The 22,520-nt window shown below is 69.9% G+C and carries 19 protein-coding genes; 12 read left to right on the top strand and 7 right to left on the bottom strand.

All coding sequences use genetic code 11. The features are described from left to right. The first annotated feature begins 432 nt into the window (after window positions 1-432). From C5E10_RS19200 to C5E10_RS12830, 8 genes are all read left to right on the top strand, one after another. A complete protein-coding gene (locus C5E10_RS19200; RefSeq protein WP_181062759.1) occupies window positions 433-1,116 on the top strand; it encodes a tyrosine-protein phosphatase in 684 nt (227 codons plus the stop codon). Then, complete coding sequence (locus C5E10_RS12860; RefSeq protein WP_258071122.1) at window positions 1,113-2,201, top strand: metallophosphoesterase; 1,089 nt, start codon at window positions 1,113-1,115, stop codon at window positions 2,199-2,201. The genes C5E10_RS19200 and C5E10_RS12860 overlap by 4 nt, the downstream gene beginning before the upstream one ends. Continuing rightward, window positions 2,198-3,241 carry an ABC transporter substrate-binding protein gene (locus tag C5E10_RS12855; RefSeq protein ID WP_104307707.1) on the top strand — a complete coding sequence of 348 codons (1,044 nt, stop codon included), beginning with the start codon at window positions 2,198-2,200 and terminating at the stop codon, window positions 3,239-3,241. Before C5E10_RS12860 ends, C5E10_RS12855 begins: the two co-directional genes overlap by 4 nt. Window positions 3,242-3,260: 19 nt before the next feature. Continuing rightward, complete coding sequence (locus C5E10_RS12850; protein ID WP_104331966.1) at window positions 3,261-4,952, top strand: iron ABC transporter permease; 1,692 nt, start codon at window positions 3,261-3,263, stop codon at window positions 4,950-4,952. A 157-nt stretch (window positions 4,953-5,109) separates the two neighbouring features. Continuing rightward, complete coding sequence (locus tag C5E10_RS12845; protein ID WP_104331965.1) at window positions 5,110-6,303, top strand: ABC transporter ATP-binding protein; 1,194 nt, start codon at window positions 5,110-5,112, stop codon at window positions 6,301-6,303. After that, window positions 6,300-6,836, top strand: coding sequence for a histidine phosphatase family protein (locus tag C5E10_RS12840; protein WP_181062758.1), 537 nt, complete (start codon window positions 6,300-6,302; stop codon window positions 6,834-6,836). The genes C5E10_RS12845 and C5E10_RS12840 overlap by 4 nt, the downstream gene beginning before the upstream one ends. Window positions 6,837-6,947: 111 nt before the next feature. Next, the gene (locus tag C5E10_RS12835; RefSeq protein ID WP_104331964.1) at window positions 6,948-7,736 is read left to right on the top strand and encodes a hypothetical protein; all 789 of its coding nucleotides are present in this window, start codon (window positions 6,948-6,950) and stop codon (window positions 7,734-7,736) included. A 156-nt stretch (window positions 7,737-7,892) separates the two neighbouring features. Beyond that, on the top strand, window positions 7,893-9,026 hold the full coding sequence (locus C5E10_RS12830; RefSeq protein WP_258071119.1) for an alpha/beta fold hydrolase: 1,134 nt from the start codon (window positions 7,893-7,895) through the stop codon (window positions 9,024-9,026). A 121-nt stretch (window positions 9,027-9,147) separates the two neighbouring features. Here C5E10_RS12830 and C5E10_RS12825 read toward each other — a convergent pair whose 3' ends face one another. Further along, window positions 9,148-9,780 (bottom strand): TetR/AcrR family transcriptional regulator, encoded by a 633-nt coding sequence (locus C5E10_RS12825; protein ID WP_104331963.1) that lies wholly within the window; start codon window positions 9,778-9,780, stop codon window positions 9,148-9,150. A 134-nt stretch (window positions 9,781-9,914) separates the two neighbouring features. Between C5E10_RS12825 and C5E10_RS12820 the strand changes: the two genes are divergently transcribed. Next, complete coding sequence (locus tag C5E10_RS12820) at window positions 9,915-12,467, top strand: MMPL family transporter (RefSeq protein ID WP_104331968.1); 2,553 nt, start codon at window positions 9,915-9,917, stop codon at window positions 12,465-12,467. A 100-nt stretch (window positions 12,468-12,567) separates the two neighbouring features. Here the strand turns inward: C5E10_RS12820 and C5E10_RS12815 are convergent, their stop codons facing one another. Beyond that, window positions 12,568-13,203: a dihydrofolate reductase family protein gene (locus C5E10_RS12815; RefSeq protein ID WP_104331962.1), complete on the bottom strand. Its 636-nt coding sequence runs from the start codon at window positions 13,201-13,203 to the stop codon at window positions 12,568-12,570. A gap of 337 nt (window positions 13,204-13,540) precedes the next feature. Next, a complete protein-coding gene (locus tag C5E10_RS12810) occupies window positions 13,541-15,739 on the bottom strand; it encodes an HNH endonuclease signature motif containing protein (protein ID WP_104331961.1) in 2,199 nt (732 codons plus the stop codon). Between the two features lie 196 nt (window positions 15,740-15,935). On the opposite strand from C5E10_RS12810, the gene C5E10_RS12805 reads away from it, so the two are divergent. Further along, window positions 15,936-16,604: a hypothetical protein gene (locus tag C5E10_RS12805; protein ID WP_104331960.1), complete on the top strand. Its 669-nt coding sequence runs from the start codon at window positions 15,936-15,938 to the stop codon at window positions 16,602-16,604. A 116-nt stretch (window positions 16,605-16,720) separates the two neighbouring features. Here C5E10_RS12805 and C5E10_RS12800 read toward each other — a convergent pair whose 3' ends face one another. Genes C5E10_RS12800 through C5E10_RS12790 form a run of 3 tightly spaced genes read right to left on the bottom strand, consistent with a single transcriptional unit; the run spans window position 16,721 to window position 19,774 of the window. Beyond that, complete coding sequence (locus C5E10_RS12800; RefSeq protein ID WP_104331959.1) at window positions 16,721-18,007, bottom strand: ABC transporter permease; 1,287 nt, start codon at window positions 18,005-18,007, stop codon at window positions 16,721-16,723. Further along, the gene (locus C5E10_RS12795; RefSeq protein WP_104331958.1) at window positions 18,004-18,720 is read right to left on the bottom strand and encodes an ABC transporter ATP-binding protein; all 717 of its coding nucleotides are present in this window, start codon (window positions 18,718-18,720) and stop codon (window positions 18,004-18,006) included. The genes C5E10_RS12800 and C5E10_RS12795 overlap by 4 nt, the downstream gene beginning before the upstream one ends. 1 nt (window position 18,721) lies before the next feature. Beyond that, the gene (locus tag C5E10_RS12790; protein WP_181062757.1) at window positions 18,722-19,774 is read right to left on the bottom strand and encodes an efflux RND transporter periplasmic adaptor subunit; all 1,053 of its coding nucleotides are present in this window, start codon (window positions 19,772-19,774) and stop codon (window positions 18,722-18,724) included. Between the two features lie 164 nt (window positions 19,775-19,938). Here C5E10_RS12790 and C5E10_RS12785 point away from each other — a divergent pair, with 164 nt between their 5' ends. Then, window positions 19,939-20,832, top strand: a complete 894-nt coding sequence (locus C5E10_RS12785; protein ID WP_104331956.1) for a hypothetical protein — start codon at window positions 19,939-19,941, stop codon at window positions 20,830-20,832. Between the two features lie 109 nt (window positions 20,833-20,941). After that, window positions 20,942-21,211 (top strand): hypothetical protein, encoded by a 270-nt coding sequence (locus C5E10_RS12780; RefSeq protein WP_104331955.1) that lies wholly within the window; start codon window positions 20,942-20,944, stop codon window positions 21,209-21,211. Window positions 21,212-21,220: 9 nt separating this feature from the next. On the opposite strand, the gene purT is transcribed toward C5E10_RS12780, so the two are convergent. Further along, entirely contained in the window at window positions 21,221-22,429 is a 1,209-nt protein-coding gene (gene purT / locus C5E10_RS12775; RefSeq protein ID WP_104331954.1) for a formate-dependent phosphoribosylglycinamide formyltransferase, read from the bottom strand. Between the last annotated feature and the right edge of the window lie 91 nt (window positions 22,430-22,520).

Here is a 22,520-nt window from a genome sequence, read left to right as displayed (position 1 = left end):
GGTCGGGACGGGGGCGTAGGTCGGGACGGGGACCAGGCCCCACTCCGCCCCACCGCACGGCACGGCACCGCACGGCACGGCACGGCACTGCACGGCACGGCACGGCACGGCACGGCACCGCACGGCACGGCACGGCACCGCACGGCACTGCACGGCACTGCACTGCACGGCACGGCGCCGCGCGACCTGACCCTTCTCCCGGGCTTCCGCAGTCCAGAACCTGCGCAGTCCCCGGTACCTGCGCGCGCGGCGATCTGGCTGGTCGTCCTCCGTCCCGCAGCTCTTGCGCGTACTCGTCTCCCGGAGTTCATCCGCGCGCTCGACGCCCGTCACCGCGCGTTCACTCTCGCTCGTCACACTCCCGATGTAACAACGTTCCAGGCCCTGCGGAATCAATGTAACGGGCCGGATTCCACGCAACGGGAGGTGCTCGTGAGGGCAATCGAGATCGACGGGCTGTTCAACGCCCGCGCAGCCAGCACGACATCACCCTGGATCGTGCGCGCCGGATCACCGGACGCGCTCGCCGCCGACGGCGAGGCCGCGCTGCGTGCCCTGGGCGTCTCGCTCATCCTCGACCTCCGCGAGCGCGCCGAGTCCGGCCAGCGCGAGCACGGCGTCCCGGTGCGACAAGTGCCGCTGTACGGCAGCGAGCCGCCCGTCGCGGGACGCCTCGAGGACATCTACGAGACGCTCCTCCGGGGGCGGGGAGGTGCGCTCGCCGAGGCCGTCGCGGTGCTCGCCAACGCGGAACGCGGTGTGCTCGTCCACTGCACTGCCGGCAAGGACCGCACCGGGCTCGTCGTCGCCCTCGCCCAGCTCGTGGGCGGTGCGAGCGAGGCCGACGTCGTGGCCGACTACGCGCTGTCCGGCGTCGAGGTTCGCTCCGTGCGCGAGCCGTACGCGCTCGCCGTGGCCGCCGCCTATCCCGCGGCCCAGCGCGATGAGATCCTCCGCCTGCACCTCGACAGTCCGCCGGAAGCCCTCGAGCACGCGCTCGCCATCATCCGCGAGCTCGGCGGTGCCGAAGCGTACCTGCGCCGCCACGGGCTCACCGACGAGCAGGTGCTCGCCCTTCGCAGCAAGGCCGCGCAGGCGGCCTCGGTTCGGTCGTGAGCGCTGACGTGCACGCGAGCACTGCGGCGAACGTGAACACCGACGTGAACGCAGGCACCGCGACGAACGCAGGCACCGCGACGAACGCAGGCACCGCGACGAACGCAGGCACCGCGACGAACGTGAACACCGAGGCGAACGCAGGCGCAGGCGCCGAAGCGATCGGCGCGGCGCAGAACCGCACCACGGTGCTCCACTTGAGCGACGTCCACGCCACGGTCGGCGCCCCCCTCTACGGGGCGGTCGACGGCATTCGACGGATGCACGCGGCCAGCGACTACGCGAGAGCGGCAGGCGTCACCCCGGAGGCCATCGTGATCAGCGGGGACCTCATCGAACGCCGCAACGAGGGCGCCTACCCGGCGCTTCGCGAGGCGCTCCTCGAGCTCGAAGCGGCGTGGGGCGTGCCAGTGCTCACGGTGCTCGGCAACCACGACGACCGGGACGCTGCGCGCATCCTGCCCGGGCATGCCGTGCCTGACGGGCCCGTGCCCGACGCAGCCGTGCCTGACGCAGCCCTGCCCGACGAAGCCCTGCCCGACACCGTCGTGCCCGACGCGGCCACGCCCAGAACTGCTGTGCCACGGGCCGTGCACGTCGGCGAGTGGCGCTTCGTGCTGCTCGACTCGTCTCCCGGGCAGCTGGGCGCGGAGCAGCTCGCGTGGCTCGACGCGGAGCTCGCGCAGCCGTTCGGCTCCGGCTCGATCGTCGTCATGCACCACCCGCCGCTCGGGTCCCCGCTGCCGATGCTCGCCCGCGCCGGACTCGTCGACGCAGCAGACTTCCTCGACACCGTCGAGGGCACTGACGTCCGGATGATCCTGTCCGGACACTTCCACCATCCGCTTGCCGCCACGATGCGGGGCGTGCACGTCTCCGTCGGGCCTGCGCTCGCCTACCACCAGGTGATGGACGCAGAACCCGGAACGGTCAGCGGCTTCGACCGCTCGATGTTCTCGCTCGTGCACCTCACGCCGGACGGCGTCAGCGCCTCCAGCGTCGCCGTCGAGCATCCCTCCCCGCTCTTCACCCTCAGCCCTTCCCCCGCAGACCCGCTCTCCCCTCGAACAGTTAGGTCATCATGAACTCCCTCCGCACCCCAGCCGCGCTCGCGGCCTTCGGCCTCGCCGGCGTCCTCCTCGCCGGCTGCGCGAGCTCCCCGAGCACCGCGGCGAGCGGCGACGCCAGCCCCTCGGCGGCATCCGCGCTCGAAGCCGCCACCATCACCCTCTACACGTCCGAGCCGCAGGAGAAGGCGGATGCACTCGTCGCGGCGTTCACCGAGATCCACCCTGAGGTCACGGTGGAGGTGTTCCGCGCCGGCACGGGCGACCTCACGACGCGCGTCGCGACCGAGCAGGCCTCGGGTGGCGTTCAGGCCGACGTGTTCCTCGCCGCCGATGCGGGCACCTTCGAGGACTACGCCGCCGACGAGCTGCTGCTGCAGTACTCGCCGACCGACGTCGAGTCGCTCAACCAGGACGTCGTCGACCCGGAGGGCTACTACACGGGCACGCGCATCATCCCGACCGTCATCGCCTACAACACGGGCCTCGTCACCGAGCCGCCGACGTCGTGGGCTGAGCTCACCGACGCCGAGTACGCGAACAAGCTCGTCATGCCGAACCCCGACGTGTCGGGCGCGGCCGCGTACAACGCCGCCGTGTGGCTCGACGAGCCGGCGCTCGGCGAGCAGTGGCTGACCGACCTCGCCGCGAACGAGCCCGTGATCGCCGACAGCAACGGCCCCGTCTCCCAGGCCATCGCGACGGGTGCGCAGCCCGTCGGGATCGTCGTCGACTACCTCGCCCGCGAGCTCGCCGCCCAGGGTTCGCCCATCGCCGTCTCGTACCCGACGGAGGGCGTGCCGTACGTGTCGCAGCCCGTCGGCATCTTCGCGAACACCGAGGAGGAGGCCGCCTCGAAGGCGTTCGTCGACTTCCTCGTGAGCGCGGAGGGCCAGGAGCTCGCCGTCAGCCAGTCGTACCTGCCGGTGCGCGCCGACGTCGGAACCCCGGAGGGTGCCCCGGCGATGGATGAGATCACGATCCTCTCCCCGGAGCTCGAGACCATCCGCGCCAGCCAGGACGCCGCGGTCGAGAAGTTCCGCACGCTGTTCCTGTAGCGGGCACGCTGTCCCTCTCATGAGCACACTCGCAACAACACCCGGGAGCGGTGCCGCTGTCAGCAGCGGCACCGCCTCCGCGGCGCCCCGCGACTCGGGCCGGGACGCGCTCGACGGGGTGCACGGGCTGTCGCTGGCGCTCTGGGTCGCCGTCGCCGCGGTTGTCCTCGTGCCCATCGGCGCGATCCTCGTGCTCGCGGCCGGCGGTTCCCAACTGCACGTCCTCTGGCAGGCCGACGTCGTCGAGGCAGCCACGAACAGCCTCGTCTCGGCGGGCGCATCCGCGCTCGGTGCGGTGGCGGTCGGAACGGCGCTCGCGGTGCTGCTCGATCGCACCGACCTCGCCGGTCGTCGCGGCCTGCGTCTTCTCGCGCTCACGCCGCTGCTCGTGCCGCCGTTCGTGGGGGCGATCGCGTGGCTCGGCATCGCGGGTCCGACGAGCCCCGTGAACCTGTGGTGGACGCAGGCGTTCGGCGGCCCGCTCTGGTCGATCTACGGCGCAGACGGGGTGATCCTTCTCCTCACGGTGCACAGCTACCCGATCGCGATGCTCATCGTCTCGGCCGCCCTGCGCCGGGTGCCGTCCGACCTCGAGCAGGCGGCTCGCATCGCCGGGGCCAGCCCGGCACGCAGCGTCTTCACGATCACGGTGCCGCTCCTGCGGCCCGCACTGCTGTCGTCGTTCGTGCTCATCGCCGTCGGCAACCTCGCCGACTTCGGGATCCCCTCCATCATCGGCCTCCCCGAGCAGTACACGACCCTCGCGACGCTCGTCTACCGATACCTGCAGTCCGGCACCGTGGATGAGCCGCTCGCGGTCGTCGCGACCATCGGGGTCGTCCTGCTGGTACTCGCCCTCGCGGCGCTTGTCGTCGACTTCGTCATCGGCAGGAGTCGCTGGGAGCTCGACTCGTCCTCGTCGGCGCCGCAGCTCCTGCCGCTCGGGCGGGGCCGCATCCTCACCTCCGTCGTGACGTGGGTGCTTGTGCTCACCGTCACGGTGCTGCCGCTGCTCGCCCTGCTGCAGCAGTCGCTGCTCCGAGCGCCCGGTCTCGCCTTCACCCCGGAGAACCTGACGCTCGACAACGTCGTGAAGGCCGTGACGTCGGCCAACGCGGTCAAGGGGGCGACGAACTCGGTAATGCTGGCGGTGCTCGCGGGCCTCGTCTGCGGGCTCCTGGGCCTCGGCATCGCGGTACTCGCCACTCGAACGCGGATGCGCGGCAGCGGCCCGCTTCGGGCGCTCGCCATGCTGCCGCAGGCGGTTCCCGGCATCGTCATCGCCGTCGCATGGCTTGTCCTCGCGCCGCACATCGGCCTGTTCAACACGCCGTGGCTCATCCTGTGCGCCTACATCACGTCGTTCACTGCGCTCGTCGTGCAGGCCGTGGCGGCGCCGCTCGCGAGCACCCCGGCGAGCGCCGAGGAGGCCGCGAGGATCGGCGGAGCCGGGCGGATCCGCGCCCTCTTCGACATCTCGAGCCGCATGGCGGCGCCCGCCGCGATCTCCGGGGCGGTGCTCGTCGCCGTCACCGCGGTGCGCGAGCTGACGCTCTCCGTGCTGCTCCTCTCACCGGGTTCGCAGACCCTCGGCGTCGCGATCTTCAACCTGCAGCAGGCGGGCGCATTCAACACGGCGGCCGCGCTGTCGCTCATCGTGGCGCTCCTCGGCGTCGCCGTCATCGGCATCGCCACGCGGGCGCCGAAGTAGTACCGCTCGGTCTCGCTGACTCCTGCCTCGATCGCGCCTGCCTCGCTGGCCCCTGCCTCGCTCATCCCTCGCTCCTGTCCCGTTCCAGCCCCGCGCCGGTTGCACTCCCCGCGCCAGCCGCTCTCCCGTCCCGTTCGATCTCCCAGAAGGGCACCCCGTGGCATCCGTCACCCTCGACTCAGTCTCCGTCCGCTTCCCGAGCGGCACCGTCGGCCTCGACGACATCGACCTCGCGCTGCGTGACGGCGAGTTCCTCGCGCTCGTCGGGCCCTCGGGGTCGGGCAAGACAACGCTTCTGCGCACGATCGCGGGGTTCCAGGCGCCCACCACGGGGCAGGTGAGCATCGGCGATCGAGTGGTTGCGGGGTCCGGGGCGACGGTGCCACCGGAGGCTCGCGAGCTCGGCATGGTGTTCCAGCAGCACGCCGTGTGGCCGCACTGGAACGTCGGACGCAACGTCGACTATCCGCTGCGTCGCGCGCGAGTCGCGAAGGCGGAGCGCATCCGCCGCGTCGACGAGGTGCTCGACATGGTGGGGCTCTCGGGGTACGCGAAGCGCAACCCGGCGACGCTCTCCGGCGGGCAGCGGCAGCGTGTGGCGATCGCGCGCGCACTCGTGGCGCGACCGCGGGTGCTGCTGCTCGACGAGGCGCTGTCCGCGCTGGACGAGCCGCTGCGGGACAGTCTCCGGCTCGAGCTGCACACCCTCACGCGGGAGCTCGGCCTGACGGTGGTGCACGTCACGCACGACCGCTCCGAGGCCCTCGCCCTCGCCGACCGGGTGGCCGTGCTCGACGGGGGGCGCATCCAGCAGCTCGGCACGCCGGAGGAGCTCGTCACGCGGCCAGCCTCGCCGTTCATCGCGAAGTTCCTCTCCGACGCGACGATCGTCGACGGCGCGATGGTCTCTGGTGCGGCCGGGTTCGCAGCGGATGCGCACCCGCTGCGCGTGGAACGGGCTCGGCTCGACTTCGGGGAGCGGGGCAGCGGGAGCGCGGTGCAGGCTGCCGTCCTCCCGAGCGATGTCGAGGTGGAGGTGCAGGTCGAGGTCCAGGGAATCGACGCGGGCCGAGACGATGCCGCCCTGGCGACGGTCAGGTCGGCGCTCTTCACCACGGAGGGCAGCGACCTCGTGCTCGACTGGGCCGGCTTGCGGCTGCGTGCGCGGACTCGCGGAGTTCGCCCCAGGGTCGGCGACCTGGTCGTCGTGCGTGTCGCGCGGGCCCGCGTCTACGGCGGAGACCCGGAGCCTGCTGCCGCGGACCCCGGCGCCAGCACGGACGCTCGATCGGATGCTCGAACTTCCGCCGCCGGCACGCTTGCCGGCACGTTCGCGCGGACGTCAGCGTGACGCTTGCACTCGTGCGGCATGGTCGCACGGCCTGGAACCTCGAACGCCGCCTGCAGGGGCGCAGCGACATCGAGCTCGACGCGCACGGCGAGCTCCAGGCGGACGCCGCGGGCCGACTCCTCGCCCGCGCGCAGTGGGGGAGCGTGATCACGTCTCCGCTGACGCGCGCGGCGCAGACGGCGGCGATTCTCGGATCACACCTCGACGTCGGGGAGCCGGTCTTCGAAGCTGGGCTGCTGGAGCGCGACTTCGGTGAGGCCGAGGGGATGTCGGTGGCCGAGGCTGCCGAGCGCTGGCCAGGCGGCGACTTTCCCGGCTCTGAGACGGCAGAGGAGCTCGCTGCGCGTTCGGGTGCCGTGCTCGCTGCATTACTGGCCTCGGGCGGCACGGCGGTTGTCGTGAGCCATGGCGTCTTCCTCCGGGCCGGGATCGAAGCTGTCACCGGGGCGACGTGCCCGCGCATCCTGAACGGGCAGGTGGTGCTGCTGGAACGTGTCGCTGGTCGGCCATGCGCCCGATTCGTTGAGCAGTGAAGGCAGAGCGGTGAACGCCGAGCCGTGAACGCAGAGTAGGCCGGCGTCCCCTCAGCGCGAGAAGAAGAAGCGTGATTCACATGAAGCTCTGCGGGTCGCTAGTCTTCTCCAATGGATAAGACAACAAGCCCGCGGGCTACGTGGCAGGGCACCGTGCACGCCGACTTCGCCCAGATCGAACTGTTCCTCGGAGACGACGGCGACGCGCCGGATTCGACGTACGGCATCACGATGGCTTCGGACGCCGGACCCGAAGGCGTGACGCTCACTGTGCCGCGTCAGTACGGCGCGGTGGACGCCGTGATCACCCTTCATAGCGAGGAGCCGCCACTCGACGAGGCGTGGCAGAGCGTGGCCGAGTTCCCCCTCCAAGCAGGTTCGGACGCCGAGTTGCTTGGCTTCGCGCGTGCTGGAGACGTTCAGCTCGAACTGCCCGTTGGCGCTGAACTGCGTGCACGCTACGTCGTCGAGGATGCAGAGGCGGCATGCCAGTACGACGAAGATGGCGAGGGTGCAACGAACATGCGGGTGCTCTTGCAGTTCTGGCCGGCGGAGGCGAGGCCGGGTGCAGTTGTGCGTTCTATCGGGTCCTGGAGCCGGTATTGGACCTGGGGTTCCGACTGCCCGTATGTGGTCCGAGAATTGGCCGAGGTGCCTGAGCCGGAACGCCTCAGGACGCTCCTCGACTCGGTGATCTCGGCGCGGGTGGGAGTGGCAGCGCAGATCCTCGCGGGCGAGGAGCGGCCGCGCAAATGCGTCACCCTGTATGCGGAGGAGCTCTTCACTCAGGCGGCGAAGACGCACGACGCCGAGGGCGCCGGGGTGTACGCGGAGTACATCGACGACCGGGCTGCGCTGAACGAGCTCATCGACGAACGCGCGGCGGTAGCAAGCCGCTGAGATGCGTGCGCCTTCCACCTGGCGAGGCCCTTCGCCCAGGGCCGCGCGTGCAGAGGCACTTGGTGCTGTGGTTCCTGCTCCGTGGCCCCTGGTTCTGAGGCTCCCGGTTAGGCGGTCTCGGTCCTGAGGCCTTTCGCTCTGGCTACAGTGGAGCCCGTGGCCCCCGACTCTGCAGCGACCTCCGCCCGCGATCACATGCGGAAGCGCGTCGACGTCCGGTACATCCGCCACGGCGAGGTCCGCGCGCGCGTGTCGACGATCGGCGCCGACGGCGACCGCGCCTTCGTGCTCATCGCGGGCATCGGCGTCGCCTCGAACTACTACGAGAACCTCGCTCCCGGCCTCGGCGAGTTCGGGCCAGTGCACGCCCTCGACCTCCCGGGGTTCGCGGGCGTCCCGTACCCGAAGCGGCCCATGAGCATCCAGCGGTACGCCGCCGTGGTCGGCACCGTCATCGACGAGCTCGGGCTCGAGGACCCCGTGCTCGTCGGCCACTCGATGGGAACGCAGGTGGTGTCCGAGCTGGCCTCGCAACGTCCCGAGCTGAGCACGGTCGTGCTCATCGGGCCCGTCACGAACCCGCGCGAGCGGTCGCTCCCCAAGCTCGCGTTCCGCTTCCTCGAGTCGTCCGCGCGCGAGCCGTTCCGTGTGGCGATGCTCGCCACGGGGGCGTACCTGCTGTGCGGATTCCGCTGGTTCTCCGCCGTGCTGCCTCGGATGATGCGCTACCGGATCGAGGACGTGCTGCCGCGCATCCAGGCGCACACGCTGCTCATCCGGGGCGAGCACGACTCGCTCGTGCCGCGCCAGTGGCTGCGCGACATGGAACGCCTCCTGCCTCGCGCGTCCACGTGGGAGATCGAGGGTGCCGCGCACTCCGTCATGTACGACCACGCGAAGGGCGTCGCGGAGCTCTGCGTCGACCACGCCAGAGAGCCCTTCGACACCCGCGGAGGCAATGGGGCAGGGCGAACTGGAAAGGCTGCGCTCGTCGGTAAGGGTTACGCCGGTTCTGTCGTCGACGCCGAGGACGCCGCCGCGGCGGCCGCCGGTGAGCTCGTGCAGCTCGCCGACGCGGATGCCCGCAACCGTCGAGTGCACGTCACCCCGCGCCTCGTGCTGCAGGTGCTGCGCTCGCGGTGGAACGAGTTCTTCGCGAGCGCCGACAACCGCCCGCAGGACATCGCGGAAGCGAAGACCGAGCACTTCCGGGCGCAGGTGGAAGCGTTCCGGGACGCCGAGGTGCGCGAGGAGCGCGACGAGCGCGAGACTGGCCAGCCGACTCATTAACCCGCGTTCCGGCCCGGTGACGGTGACGGTGACGGTTACGGTGCCGGTGCCGGTGACGGTGCCGGTGCCTGGGTCTGAGTCTGGGTCTGAGTCTGGGTCTGGGCCGGGGGCTACGCCAGCGTCAGGCCCCGGCGCGCCCCGTCGGCTGGGCGGGGCCGAGCACGGCATCCAGGAGTCGCTGGATGCTGTCCTCGCTCGACTCGGTCCTGCTCAGGGCTCGGAGCAGGAGCGCGCCGATGATGGCCTCGCCGATCTCCTCGAGGCGCGCATCCGGTGCCAGCTGTCCGTGTGCGATGGCGATCTGGAAGCGTTCGGTGAGGGATCGGCTGGCGCCGAGGCTCTCGTGGAGTCGCTTGCCGATGTCCTCGTTCTCGACGGATGCGGCGATGAGCGAGCGCACGAGCAGCTCGCCCTGTGGTTGGCCGAGGAGTGCGAGGACTGCGCCGAGCCAGGCCGTGAGGTCGTCCCGAAGCTCGCCCGTGTTGGGCACGGTGAAGCGGTTGGGGAAGAGTTGCCCCTGGAGGAGGCAGTCGGAGACGAGGGCCCCCTTGGAGGGCCACCAGCGGTAGATGGTCTGCTTCGAGACGCCGGCCTCCGAGGCGACTCCCTCCATGGTGAGGCGCTCGTAGCCGCGTTCGGCGAAGAGCTTCGACGTGGCTTCGAGCACCGCGACGCGGGCAGCTTCGCTGCGCACCGGGCCCTGCTTGTGACCGGTGGTCGCGCGCTCCTCGACACCGGCGTCTCGCTCTGACATGACGGCCATCATATTCACAAACTGAGTAGACGAGACGTTGCGTATGATCTAGGGCGGCGCCCATCGAGCAGTCGGGTCGATTCGGGCGCCGCAATGAGCGTGCGCGCATGATCCTGCGCGTCGAGAGGATGCTGATGGCCGAACTGCTGTACCGCCTGGGGACCTTCGCGACCCGCCGAGTTTGGGTTGTCGTGGGGGCGTGGCTGGTGATCCTGGGGCTCGCCGTCGGCGGGTTCCTCATCGGCTTCAAGGGGCTCTCGTCGAGCTTCGACGTGCCTGGCACGGCCTCGGGTGAGGTCATCTCGGAACTCGAGGAGCAGCTGCCGGCGTTCGCGGGTGCATCCGGCACCGTCGTGTACTCCACGGAGGACGGGTCGGCGCTGACGGAGGCGCAGCGGGCTGACATCAGCTCCGTGATCGCCGACCGCGGCGACCTCACCGACGTGGCCGATGTCATCGACCCGTTCTCGGCGACGGCCGAGCTGGAGGGCCAGGCGGCGCAGGTCGAGAGCGGCCGCACGCAGATCGCCGAGGGGCAGGCGCAGCTCGACGCGGGCCAGGCCCAGCTCGACGGCGGCAAGGCGCAGCTCGATGCGGCGCAGGCGCAGCTGGACGCGGCCAAGCAGCAGCTCGAGGCGGCCGGGAACCCGGCCGCGCAGCTCGAGGCGCTCGACGCGCAGCAGGCGCAGCTCGACACGCAGGTGCAGGCGATCGCCGATCAGCAGGCCACTCTGGATGCGTCGCAGGCTGAGATCGACACGCAGCTGCAGCAGCTGGAGAACGGCGCGAAGCTCGTCGATCTCTCGGATGGCATCAGCCTCGTCTCGGAGGATGGCTCGACGGCGATCGTCAACGTCTCGTTCACGGAGCCTCGCCTCGAGCTGAGCGAGGACGCGAAGCAGGGCGTCATCGAGTACTTCGAAGCGCACCCCGTCGACGGGGTGAACGTGGCGTTCTCGACGGATATCGCGCAGAGCGTCCCGCAGATCTTCGGCATCGGCGAGGCGATCGGCCTCGTCTTCGCGGCCATCGTGCTGCTTGTGCTGCTCGGGTCTGCGCTCGCCGCATCCCTCCCGATCCTGACGGCGCTCGTGGGCGTCGCGATCGGCGTCGTCAGCGTGCTCGCGTTCTCCGGCGTGGTGCAGATGGCGTCGGTCACCCCAGTCCTCGGCATCATGCTGGGGCTCGCGGTCGGCATCGACTACTCGCTGTTCATCGTGAACCGGCACCGCAAGCAGCTCATGCAGGGCATGGACGTGCGAGAGTCGATCGGGCTCGCGAACGGCACCGCCGGCAACGCGGTCGTGTTCGCCGGGGCGACGGTCATCGTGGCCCTGCTCGCCTTGAACGTGACGGGCATCCCGTTCCTCGGCCTCATGGGCACGGCCGGCGCGGTGTGCGTGCTGATCGCGGTGCTCATCGCCGTCACGCTCACGCCTGCGTTGCTGGGGAAGCTCGGGATGCGGGTGCTGAACAAGCGCAGGCGGGCGCACATCCGCAAGCTGCACGGCTCTGGCCCGGAAGGGGCATCGACCGGCGGTGTCGGCGTCGTGACGGGTCAGGTGCGGGCAGCTCACGCCCCGCCGTTGAAGGCCATGCCGACGTGGCGCGCCATCGTGACGGTGCTCGCCGGTGTTGCGGTGCTGCTGACGGTCGCGATTCCCGCGCTGTCGATGCGGGTCGGCCTACCCGACGGTTCGTCGGAGCCTGAGGAGTCGGCGTCGTACCAGGCGTTCACGATCACCGAGGAGCAGTTCGGGGCCGGCGCGACCGGTCCGCTGCTGGTCACGGCGACGCTGCCCGAGGGGCTCGACGACGCTGGTGTGCTCGACAAGCAGGTGCTTGTCGGTGAGAAGCTCGCCTCGCTCGATGACGTCACCGCGGTCGCCCCGATCGGCGTCTCGGACAACAAGAGCCTCACGGCGTTCCAGGTGATCCCGGCGGAGGGGCCGAACAGCGTCTCCACCGAGCAGCTCGTCGGCGAGCTTCGCGCGCTGCCCGAGATCGAAGACGGCATCACGCTCGGCGTCGCAGGGCAGGCCGCCATCAACATCGACATCTCCGAGGGACTCAACTCGGTGCTGCCGCTTTACATCGCGCTGGTCGTGGGCCTGTCGCTGCTCATCATGATCCTCGTGTTCCGGTCGATCCTTGTGCCGCTCATCGCGACGGGCGGGTTCATCCTGTCGCTCTTCGCGACCTACGGGGCCGTGGTCGCGGTCTTCCAGTGGGGGTGGTTCGCGGACCTCATCGGCTTGCACGCGACGGGGCCGATCCTGAGCTTCCTGCCTGTCATCCTCGTCGGCATCCTCTTCGGCCTCGCCATGGACTACCAGCTGTTCCTCGCCTCCGGGATGCGTGAGGCGTACGTGCACGGGGCGGAGGCGCGGGTCGCTGTCGTGCAGGGCTTCCGAGCTGGCCGAGCCGTCGTGGTCGCCGCGGCCCTCATCATGGTGTCCGTGTTCGGCGGGTTCGTGTTCGCCGAATCGACCATGATCCGGTCCATCGGGTTCGGGCTCGCGTTCGGCGTGCTCCTCGACGCGTTCATCGTGCGCATGCTCATCATGCCGTCGCTCATGCACCTCCTCGGGAAGTCAGCCTGGTGGCTGCCGAAGTGGCTCGACAAGATCATGCCCAACGTCGATGTCGAAGGCGCCGCGCTGGAACGCAAGCACCCCGCGCACTAGCGGGACGGGTTCACCCACCGAGTTGCTTCCCCGCACGCTGACGTTGGGAACGTCGGCGTTGCGGGGGTCGCGGCTTTGGCTGTGGCTATGGGCGTGGGCTTCAGCGCTCGCGCAGTGCCTCGTCCATGTCGGCCGTCTCGACGGGGCCGCCCGGGCCGTACTTGAGGAGCACGCATCCGCGCCCCGATGCGACGGGCGGTTCGAGGAGGCTCAGCCCGAGCGGTGGTCCATCGTCCGGGAAGAGCCGCTTTCCTGCGCCCAGGACCACCGGATACACCCACAGGTTCAGCACGTCGAACATCCCCTCCCGCACCAGCGTCTGTGCGAAGTCGACGCTCCCGATCACGTGGATGCTGTTGTGGCGGTCCCGGAGGGCGGACACCTCCGCCGCAAGATCGGCGCCCACACGATGCGATGCCGCCCAGGGCAAGTCGGGGGTGCCGCGGGAGGCGACGTACTTCGGGATCCTGTTGAAGACCGCGGCGATGCCATCGGACGGGCCGTCCGCGTAGCGCGGCCAGTACGCCGCGAAGATGTCGTACGTCTTTCGGCCCAGCAGCAGCGCATCCATGGTCCGCACGCCACTTTCGACCTGCTCCCCCTCCGCCTCGTCCATGAGAGGCGCCTGCCAACCCCCGAACCTGAACCCGCCCTCCGGATCCTCCTCCGGTCCACCCGGCGCCTGCTGCACCCCATCCAGGGTCGTGAACAGGTCGATGATGATCTGACCGGCCATGGCGTCTCCTTTGATCGCAGGTGTGGCCTCGCTGAACTCGCTGATCCTGTTGAGTTGGCTGCACCCGTGAACGCCGTCAATGTCGCAGACGCCACGGGTGTCATCGCGCTCGTTCCTCCCTCAATGTACGACGAGCTCTCGGGCGCCCCCATGCGAGCAAGGTGAGAATCCCAAGGCCAGGTGGGTAAGGCGACCATCTTCGCCAGAAGGGATCGTCGGGCCTCAGCACAGGCTGTCGGAATCGGCAGAACTGGTCGGGTTCGGTAGAGCCGGTCGGTTTCGGTAGAGCCGGTCGGGTTCGGTAGAGCTTGCAGGACTCAGAAGAACCCAGCCGTGCTCAGAAGGGTGGCGGATCGTCCGACGAGTCCGAGCTCTCACCGCCCGAGCTTCCACCCCGCGAGCTCTCACCGCCCGAGCTTTCACCGCCCGAGCTTTCACCGGGCGAGCTTCCACCCCGCGAGCTTCCGCCGCGCGAGCTTTCGCCGTGCGAGCTTTCGCCGTGCGTCTGGTCGCCACCTCCTTGGTCGCGTCCCTGGCCGGTGGGATGAAATTCCGGTTGCCCTCGCCGCGATCGCGCCGACTCGATGGCTGCCTTCTTCGCAGCACGCTCCCTCCTGAACTCTTCCAGGAAGCCAATCTTCGGGAATCGCGACCGCCGCTCGTCCTCACGCTCGTCTTCCTCCTCGCATGCGTCGCCAACGCTCTCAAGGTCGCCGGCACCGCCAGGGCGCTGAGCAGCGTCGGCGCTGGATGGGGTGACGCTGGATGGGGTGACGCTGGGTGAGGTGACGTTCGATGACGCAACGCCTGGTGGAGTGGTGCTCGGTGGGCCGGTGCTGGGCGCGGGGCGGCCCTGCGGGGCGGCACTCGACTCAACGCCGCGGTCAGGGTTTGCAAGTGCGGTGAGCCGGCCGAAGTGCACTGGGGCGTCGCGGAAGACGAAGCCGCTGGGAGATCGCCACTCGTAGACGCCATCGGGCAGCTGTCGTACTTCCCAATCACCGTGGTGCTTGCCCGTGTGGTGGCCTCCACAGAGATGGCCGAGATTCGCGAGACTCGTCGGGCCACCCTCCTCCCAGGCCTTCGTGTGGTCGATGTCACAGCGGCTCGACGGCATCATGCATCCCACGAAACGGCAGCGACCATCGCGGACAGCGATTCGGCGGCGCATCGCACTCGTCGGACGGTACGTATCGACCTCGACCAGCGTGCCCTTGAGGGGATCGGTGAAGATGCGCTCGAACTCGGGCGCCGCGTCGATGAGGCGCCTCACTTCCGCAGTCGGAACAGGGGTGTAGCCGTTCAGAAGGGCAGGACCGGGGTTCCCCCGAGGCGCAGCATCTCCGCCGTCTGTGCGATCAGGGCTGACAGTGCCGTCCGTGCTTTCTGCGTGGTCTCTACCGACTCTGTACCCCGTGGGTGCGAGCAGCGTCTCAGTCGGAATGACGATCGAGATCTTTGCCTTGATCGGAGCCCTGCCCCTCAACTCCTCAGGCGTCGCGCGAAGGAAGGTGTCGGAGAGCACATCCGCGCGCACCTCATCCAGCGAACGGGGCTCAGGACGCGGATCGTCGCCCATGCTCCCGGCGTTCGGCGCACTGGATGGCTCGCTGCCGGAGCCGTCGGCAGAGCCGTCGGCGGGGCCGTTGGCAGGGTCGTCGGGGTCTCCGTTGGCTCGCGCCTCGCCTTGACACTCGGCGTCGGCGGTGCCGCTTGGACGCGCGTCGGCGCGTTCCCTCGCGGCCCGCCGCTCGGCGTCGCTGATGACGAGCGCCTGCCTGGTCGTTCGGTCGAAGATCGCCACGAGCTTCGCGTAGGAGTCGATGACCGACAGCTCGCCGAGGCCGTCCTCGAGCTGCGAGAGCATCACCCGTCGGGTACGGCGGGCTCTCTCGAAGCGCTCGTCGAGCGACTCCTCCGTCAACTCCTCGGCGACCCGCTCCGCGAAGGGCTTGATTCGACCGGGGGTCGTCGAGACGGCCTTCTCGAGCACCACGCGCGCATAGTGCTCTCGACGGCGCTCGAGCTCAGCAGGGTCGGGATGCGTGATGCGCAGGCCCGCGTCGACGATCACCAGCGCATGCGCGCGGCTGATGGCCCCAGCCTTCATCGCCTCCTGAACGGGCTCGAAACGATTGGCGATCGCATCCGCTCGACCGAATTCGATCTGCACCGACCGCTGCGACCTGCCCGACACTGCCGCGACCTCGGACGCGAGCGACCGAACCTCCAGGGCGGGACTCGAGGTGCCCGCGAGCTCGTCGCCCCGGAGCCCCAGCTCGAGCGCCCGTGCGTGCAGCTCTGCCTGCTCGCCGTGGAGCCGATTCAGGTGCCGCTGGTTGTCGGCGAGGGCGAGCACAAGCAGCGCTCGGCGGGCGCCGCGCGTGCAATCTTCGGCGCGCTGGCAGGCGTCGTCGACGACGCACTGCTCGACACCGAGCCCGGCCGCGAGGCGTCGGCGCATCTCACGAAGCCGAGCCGCGCGACCAGGCGCCGCGACCCGCGGAGCCTCATCTTCGATCGGTTCGTTCTGCATGCCTGCATCGTCTCCCGAACCACCGACATTCTGTGATCGGCGTGTCACTTCTTTCGCCCCGCCCCGCCCCAAACCGCAGCGCACCGCAACGCTCACGGCACAGCGCACTGAACGTTCGCGATGGGCCGCGGCCAGAGCCGGCCCGCCGCGGCGCCGAACACAGCCTCCGTACGTTCGCTCCGGTTAGCGTTGCCGCATGACAACACCGGCGACGGCCCCGACGCTCGAGATCCAGCGGACGCTCTGGGTGTGGTGCGGCGTCTACGTGTCCGCCTGGATCAGCGGGTTGCTCGTCGGCGCCCCAGACATCACCCCGGCCGACAGCTCCGCCGCCGTCGCCGAGGCCTACGCGACCTCGCCGAGCGTGCTCGTCAACGCCGCCCTCGTGCACGGCCTCGCAGCCGTCGCCCTCTATGGCATGTCCACGCTGCTCGGCAGCCAGCGGCTGCGCAGGGCCACGCGAGGCGCGGGCCTCGCAACCCTCGTGCTCTCGCTCATCCAGCTCGCCGGCGAAGCGCTCCTCACCTTCGGGCTCGCCTCCGACGGCTCCTCACCGCTGCTCGGCCTCGACTCCGGGCAGGTCTGGGCCACCATCCAGGTCGTCGACGGCATCAAGATGCTCGCCCTCGCCGCGCTCGTGCTGGTCGTCCTGCTCGGCCAGGCCCGTCGCCCCGCCTGGGCGACGCTCGTGAGCGGAGCGACCATCCTCGCGCTCCTCGCCTCAGCCGCAGGCTTCCTCACCCTGAGTGCACCGCTCATGATCGCTGCCTACGTCGCGCTGCCGCTCCTCCTCATCTGGGCCGTCGTCGCGGCGCTCCGCTTCGGGACGCCCGCCGTCGTGCCAGACGATGCGCAGCTGGTCTAGCGACTGCCGTCACTCTCACCCGCAAGCCCCGCGCCCCGCGCCCCGCGCCCCGCGCCAGCCCAGAGCTGGAGCAAGACCCGATGCAAGGGCCCGGCGCTGGAGCCCGACGCAGCGCCCTACGATCGAATCGCGTCGATCACGTTGCTGCGCGTCGCGATGACCGCCGGGATGAATCCCGCGAGCAGGCCGACTCCTACGCTCACGACGATGCCGAGCACCGCCGCGTCCACCGGGAACGGCACCGAATCGGTGAGACCCAGCCCGCCCGTGATCGCCCCCTGCACCAACGGGTTCTGCAACGTCACGATCGCGCACCCGATGCCCACGATCCCAGCGAGCAGCGTGCCCACGACGCTCTCCAGCAGGATCGAGAAGAACACGCGGCCGCCGGTGGCACCGAACGACCGCCGGATGCCGATCTCCCGCACCCGCTGCTTCACCGTCACGATCGACAGGTTCACGAAGCCGATCGTGCCGACGAGCAGCACGATGCCGCCGACCGCGGTCACGAGGATCTGCACGGCAAGGAACGGGTCCTCACCCCAGGCCAGGTAGTCGGTGCGCTGCGCGTCGACGGAGCCTCCCTCTCCAAGCGCCGCCTTGAGGTCGCGCACGATCTGGCTCGACAGCTCCTCGTGGTTCTCGAGCGGCAGCCACAGCTCGTAGGTCGGGAACGTCGCGGTGGACGCCTCGTCGCCGCCCATCGAGGGTGGGGCGTAGTCGCCGCCCATCACCATCCCGCCCATCATGCCGCCGCCCGAGCTCGCCCCGAGGAGGTGCTGGGCGTCGCTCAGCACATACATCTGCTCTGGGTAGTCCGGGTAGATGTTGGCGGAGACGCCGACGACCACGGCCGTCGTCGGCGCGGCTCCTGCAACCTGCAGCGTCGGATGCTCGGCCACAGACGGGTTGCCCAACCGGTTCCACATGGTCTCGTTGATGACGACCGCGGGAGCCAATCGGTCAGCGTCGTCGGACGTCAGCCACGACCCCTCGATGAGCTTCACCCGGTGCATCTCGCCGTACGCCGGATCGACGATCGTGGACTCGACGTCCGCGACACCGTCGACGAACTGGATGCGCGTCATGGCGGACCCCGACGTCGACTGGTAGGTGATGCCGTACCGCTCGATCGCAGCCTCGTAGGCCGCCTCGTAGATAGCGACCTTGTCGTCGGTCGCCGCACTGCTCACCATCAGCTGGTAGCTCGCGGGACGCCCGCTGGATCGCTCGGAGATCTCGATCGACGACTGCCGTGTGATCGACCCGAGCCCCGTGACCGCGACGATCGCGAACACGGCGATGCCGATACCGACCAGCGCGAGCGTCACCCGAACGCGGTGCACTCGCAGCTCGTCCCACGCTTCGATGAAGGCGCCGGCGATCTGCGTGAACCAGCTCATGCGGGTGCTCCTTCGGCGGGCGCGGCGGCCGGTTGCGAGGGTGCGAGCAGGCCAGCGTCGAGGCGCAGCATCCGGTCGGCCCTGGCCGCCACGCTCTCATCGTGGGTGATCGTGACGAGCGCCGCCCCGGTCTCCTTCGAGATGTCGGCGAGCAACGTCATGACGCGGGCACCGGTTTCGACGTCGAGTGCACCGGTCGGCTCGTCGGCGAGGATCACGCGCGGGCGCCGGACGATGGCACGCGCGATCGCGACGCGCTGCTGCTCTCCGCCGGACAGTCGAGTCGGCAGCGAGTCGAGGCGATGGTCGAGTCCCACATCGGTGAGCGCTTCCCTGGCGAGGGCGTCACGCCGCCAGAAGGAGCGGTCGCGAACGTAGAGGAGCGGCATGGCCACGTTCTCCGTCGCCGTGCGCCCCTCGAGCAGGTTGAACTGCTGGAACACGAAGCCGATCTGAGCACCCCGCATCCGGTCGCGCGCCCGCAGGCGCAGGGCGGCCGTTGGCTTGCCGTCGAAGAGGAGCTCCCCGCTCGTCGGCGCGTCCAGCAGGCCCAGGATGTTCAGCAGCGTCGACTTGCCCGACCCGGACCGCCCGACGATCGAGAGGTGCTCGCCCTCCTCGATCTGCAGGTTCACGCCGCGCAGGATGTGGAGTTCGCTGTCGTCGGCGGCCCGCACCGACTTCGAGATTTCGCGGAGCTCGATGAACGCCACGTCAGCCGCCCAGCATCCCGCAGATCTCTGCGCCGCTCATCGGGTCGATGTAGCACTCTTCCGGGCTCGCCTGGTCGGCGCCGGGCACGAACTCGAGCACGATGTCGGTCTCGGAGACGCCTTCAGCGACCTGCACGAGCGTGCCGTCGGTGAGGCCGAGCTTCACGGGCCGCTCCTCGACAGCACCATCAGCGCCCTGTACGAAGACGACCCCGGTCTCCGCCTGCCCCTTCACCGCCGTGATCGGCAGGGTCAGCACGTTCTCGGCGACACCGCCATGGAGCACGACGTTCGCTTCGAGCCCCGGGAACACCGTGACCTCGGCGGGGACCTTGCACGTGACCGTCGTCGTGTCGGTCGTCTCAGCTGCACCGGATGCGCCGCTCGGGTCCTCCGCGGCGCTGCTGCTCTTCGCCGCGGCGCCAGAGGCGATGCGGAGCTCGGTGCACGTGAAGGGGGCTGGGCCCGCCGTGATCGTGACCTGCGCATCCGCTGGCGTGGTCGCCAGACGGTACAGCTGGGCCGGTGGGATGGTGCCCTTCACGATGAAGCTCGCCGGGGTGATCGAGACTGGCGCCTCGCCCACCGTCACCTGCTGCTGCTCGATGAGGTTGAGCTTCGTGATGGTGCCGGCCGTCGGGGCGACGATCTCGTTCCACTCGTACTCGGGCTCGACGGCGGGGGCCGCCTGCGGCTCGCCGCTCGCCTCCGGCGACGACGGTGCTGCTGCCGTCGGGGTCTTCTCGTTGCGGATGGCGGCGATCACATCGCCCGCCTCGACTCGCGCGCCCTGCGTCACGTACACCGTGTCGATCGTGCCCATCATGGGCACCTTCGCGTCGACGGCCGGCGACTCCTGCACGTTCGCCGTCAGGGTGACGTCGTTCGTGATCGTGCCGAGCACGGGACTGATGACGGGTTCGACGACCTGACCCGTTGGCAGCGCTGCCGACTCTTCGGGGGCCGAGCTGAAGAATGCGATCTTGACGAGTGCGACGGCGATCACAGCCACGAGAGCGATCTTGATGCCGGGCCAGATCCAAGACTTCCACACGCGCACGCCGATCCCCATTCTGTCCGCGCCGCCGAATCGCGACGAGTTCTCCGAGATAAGGGTCACCTTTCCCATGGCCGCCCCAGCGCACAACGTAGCAGGAGCCAACGACATCGCTCGCCCGCGTCCTGGACCCGAACCCGGGCCCCCTGCCACAATGAGACGTGACCACTTCACCCCAAGACCTCGGCCTGCTCCTCGACGTAGACGGCCCCATCGCGAGCCCCGTGACCCGGACGATCGCGATCCAGAGCATCCTCGACGACCTCGTCACCCTCGCCGCGGCGGGGGTGCCCATCGCGTTCATCACGGGACGCTCCGAGGAGTTCATCCGCGAACGCGTCATCGAGCCCCTCTTCGAGAACGGCCTCGCCGACGCGCTGCGTCAGCCGGGAGCCCGCATGTTCGGGGTCTACGAGAAGGGCGGAACGTGGTCGGCGATTTCACCCGAAGGGATGAGCGAGCTGCAGATCGACGAGTCGGTCGTGCCACCTTCCGCGTACATCGCCGCGATCCGCGAGCTCGGCGAGGGAGAGTTCAGCGATGTCCTCTTCTTCGACGAGACGAAGAAGGCCATGATCTCTGTCGAGCAGCGCACCGACGTCAGCTCCGCGGCGTACCTCGAGCGGCAGAAGGCCTTCGACGATGTGGCGTTCGAGCTCGCCGTGCAGCAGGGCGTCGGCATGCGCCACGGCGACCGTGAGGCGCCGGATGCGCAGGGCCTCGTTCCGTTCCGCATCGACCCGACGATCATCTCCACCGACATCGAGTCCGTGAACCTCGACAAGGATCACGGTGCGCGGCGAGCGCTCGCCGAGTTCGCGGCGGCCGGTGCGCTGCCCAAGCGCTGGCGTTCGGTCGGCGACTCCCGCAGCGACTACAAGATGGCCGACGAGCTGCACGCGACGGGCTACGACACGGCGCACGTCGATGTCCGGCCCGCTGACGGGATTCTCGAGAAGGACTACGACGTCGTGACGTTCGGCGACCTCATCCACGACGACGCCGGGGCAGCGTTCCTGCGCGAGTGCGTGCGCGAGCTGGGGCTCGACGGCTAGGCAGCGCGGAGCGCGCGTGCGCGGGCGCACGCGAGCCTGGGCCTGGATCTGCCAGAGTGAGCGGATGCAGAATCTGGGAGAGCGAAGAGGTGTTCGTCAAGCGGTCGCCGTGATCGGTGCGAGCGTTGTCCTGCTCGTCGTGACGACCGTCCTGCTCGTGCCGCACGATGGGTGGGGCGTGTGCTCGGGCTCCGAGCTCGACGGCAGCTTCGACCTCGGTTCGCTCATCGGCTTCGGCGTGCAGCTCGGCAGCTGCTCGACGGCCTGGACGTCACTCGTCGGCATCCCCACCGGATACGTGCTGTGGGGCGGCGTGCAGCTCGTGATCATCGCCGCGGCCGTCGCGGTGCAGGCGTCGCTCCTGAGTCGCCGGCGCTGAGCTGGGCGCTCAGCTCAGCGTGATCCTCAGTGCCGCCGCGGCTTCCCGGGCCCGCTCTCGGGCCTGATCGACGTCGGCGCCGCGTGCGAGGGCGACCGCCACCCGGCGCTTGCCCGCGACGTTCGGCTTCCCGAAGAGGCGCAGCTGCGACGTCGGGACCGCGAGCGCCGCATCCACGCCAGAGATCGTCGGCACCCCGGTGCCCTCGGCGAGTACCGCGCACGATGCGGCAGCCGACTCTCCGGAGCCAGCCCCGATCCGCAGCGGCTCCGATACCGGCAGGCCGAGGACGGCTCGGGCGTGCAGCGCGAACTCCGACACGTCCTGTGACACGAGCGTGACGAGGCCCGTGTCGTGGGGTCGCGGAGACACCTCGGAGAAGAGCACGTCGTCGCCGACGATGAACAGCTCCACACCGAACAGTCCGAAGCCGCCGAGCGCATCCGTCACCGTCTTCGCGACGACCTTCGCCTTCTCCAGGGCCGCCGCGGGGAGCGCCGCCGGCTGCCACGACTCGCGGTAGTCGCCGTCGACCTGCGTGTGCCCGACCGGCTCGCAGAAGACGGTGCCGCCGACGTGACGCACCGTCAGCAGCGTGATCTCCGAATCGAACGGCACGAAGCCCTCGACGATGACGCGGCCGCGGCCCGTGCGCCCACCCTCCTGCGCGTAGTCCCACGAGGCCTGGATGTCGTCCGGCTCCCGGATCACCGACTGCCCCTTCCCCGACGAGGACATGACCGGCTTCACCACGCAGGGCAGGCCCACCGCCTCGATGGCTGCCGCGAACTCGGAGAAGGTGTCCGCGAATCGGTACGGGGAGGTCGACAGGCCGAGCTCCTCGGCGGCAAGCCGGCGGATGCCCTCACGGTCCATCGTGAGCTGCGTCGCCCGGGCGGTCGGTACGACGCGGGTGCGTCCCTCGGCTTCGATCTCGGCGAGCACCTGCGTCGCGATGGCCTCCACCTCGGGGATCACGATGTCGGGCTGCTCCTGCGCCAGGACGGCGCGCAGGGCCACCGGGTCGAGCATGTCGACCACGTGACTGCGGTGCGCGAGCTGCATCGCCGGGGCGTTCGCGTAGCGGTCGACGGCGATGACCTCGACGCCGAGGCGCTGCAGCTCGAGCGCGACCTCCTTGCCGAGCTCGCCCGCGCCGAGCAGGAGCGCGCGCGTCGAAGCGGGGGTGAGCGGGGTGCCGAGGGTGCCATCCGTCATGCAGGCATTCTCGCACCGTCGCGTTTCGGGCGGGCGCGTCGCAGCCCGGATGCGCGGAGATCAGCGGGAACAGGGGGGCAGCGGGTGGCGG

The sequence above is a fragment of the Pseudoclavibacter sp. RFBG4 genome, assembly GCF_002931515.1.
In the GTDB taxonomy this organism is placed as follows: domain Bacteria; phylum Actinomycetota; class Actinomycetes; order Actinomycetales; family Microbacteriaceae; genus Pseudoclavibacter.
This window is presented reverse-complemented; position numbering and strand designations above follow the sequence as displayed.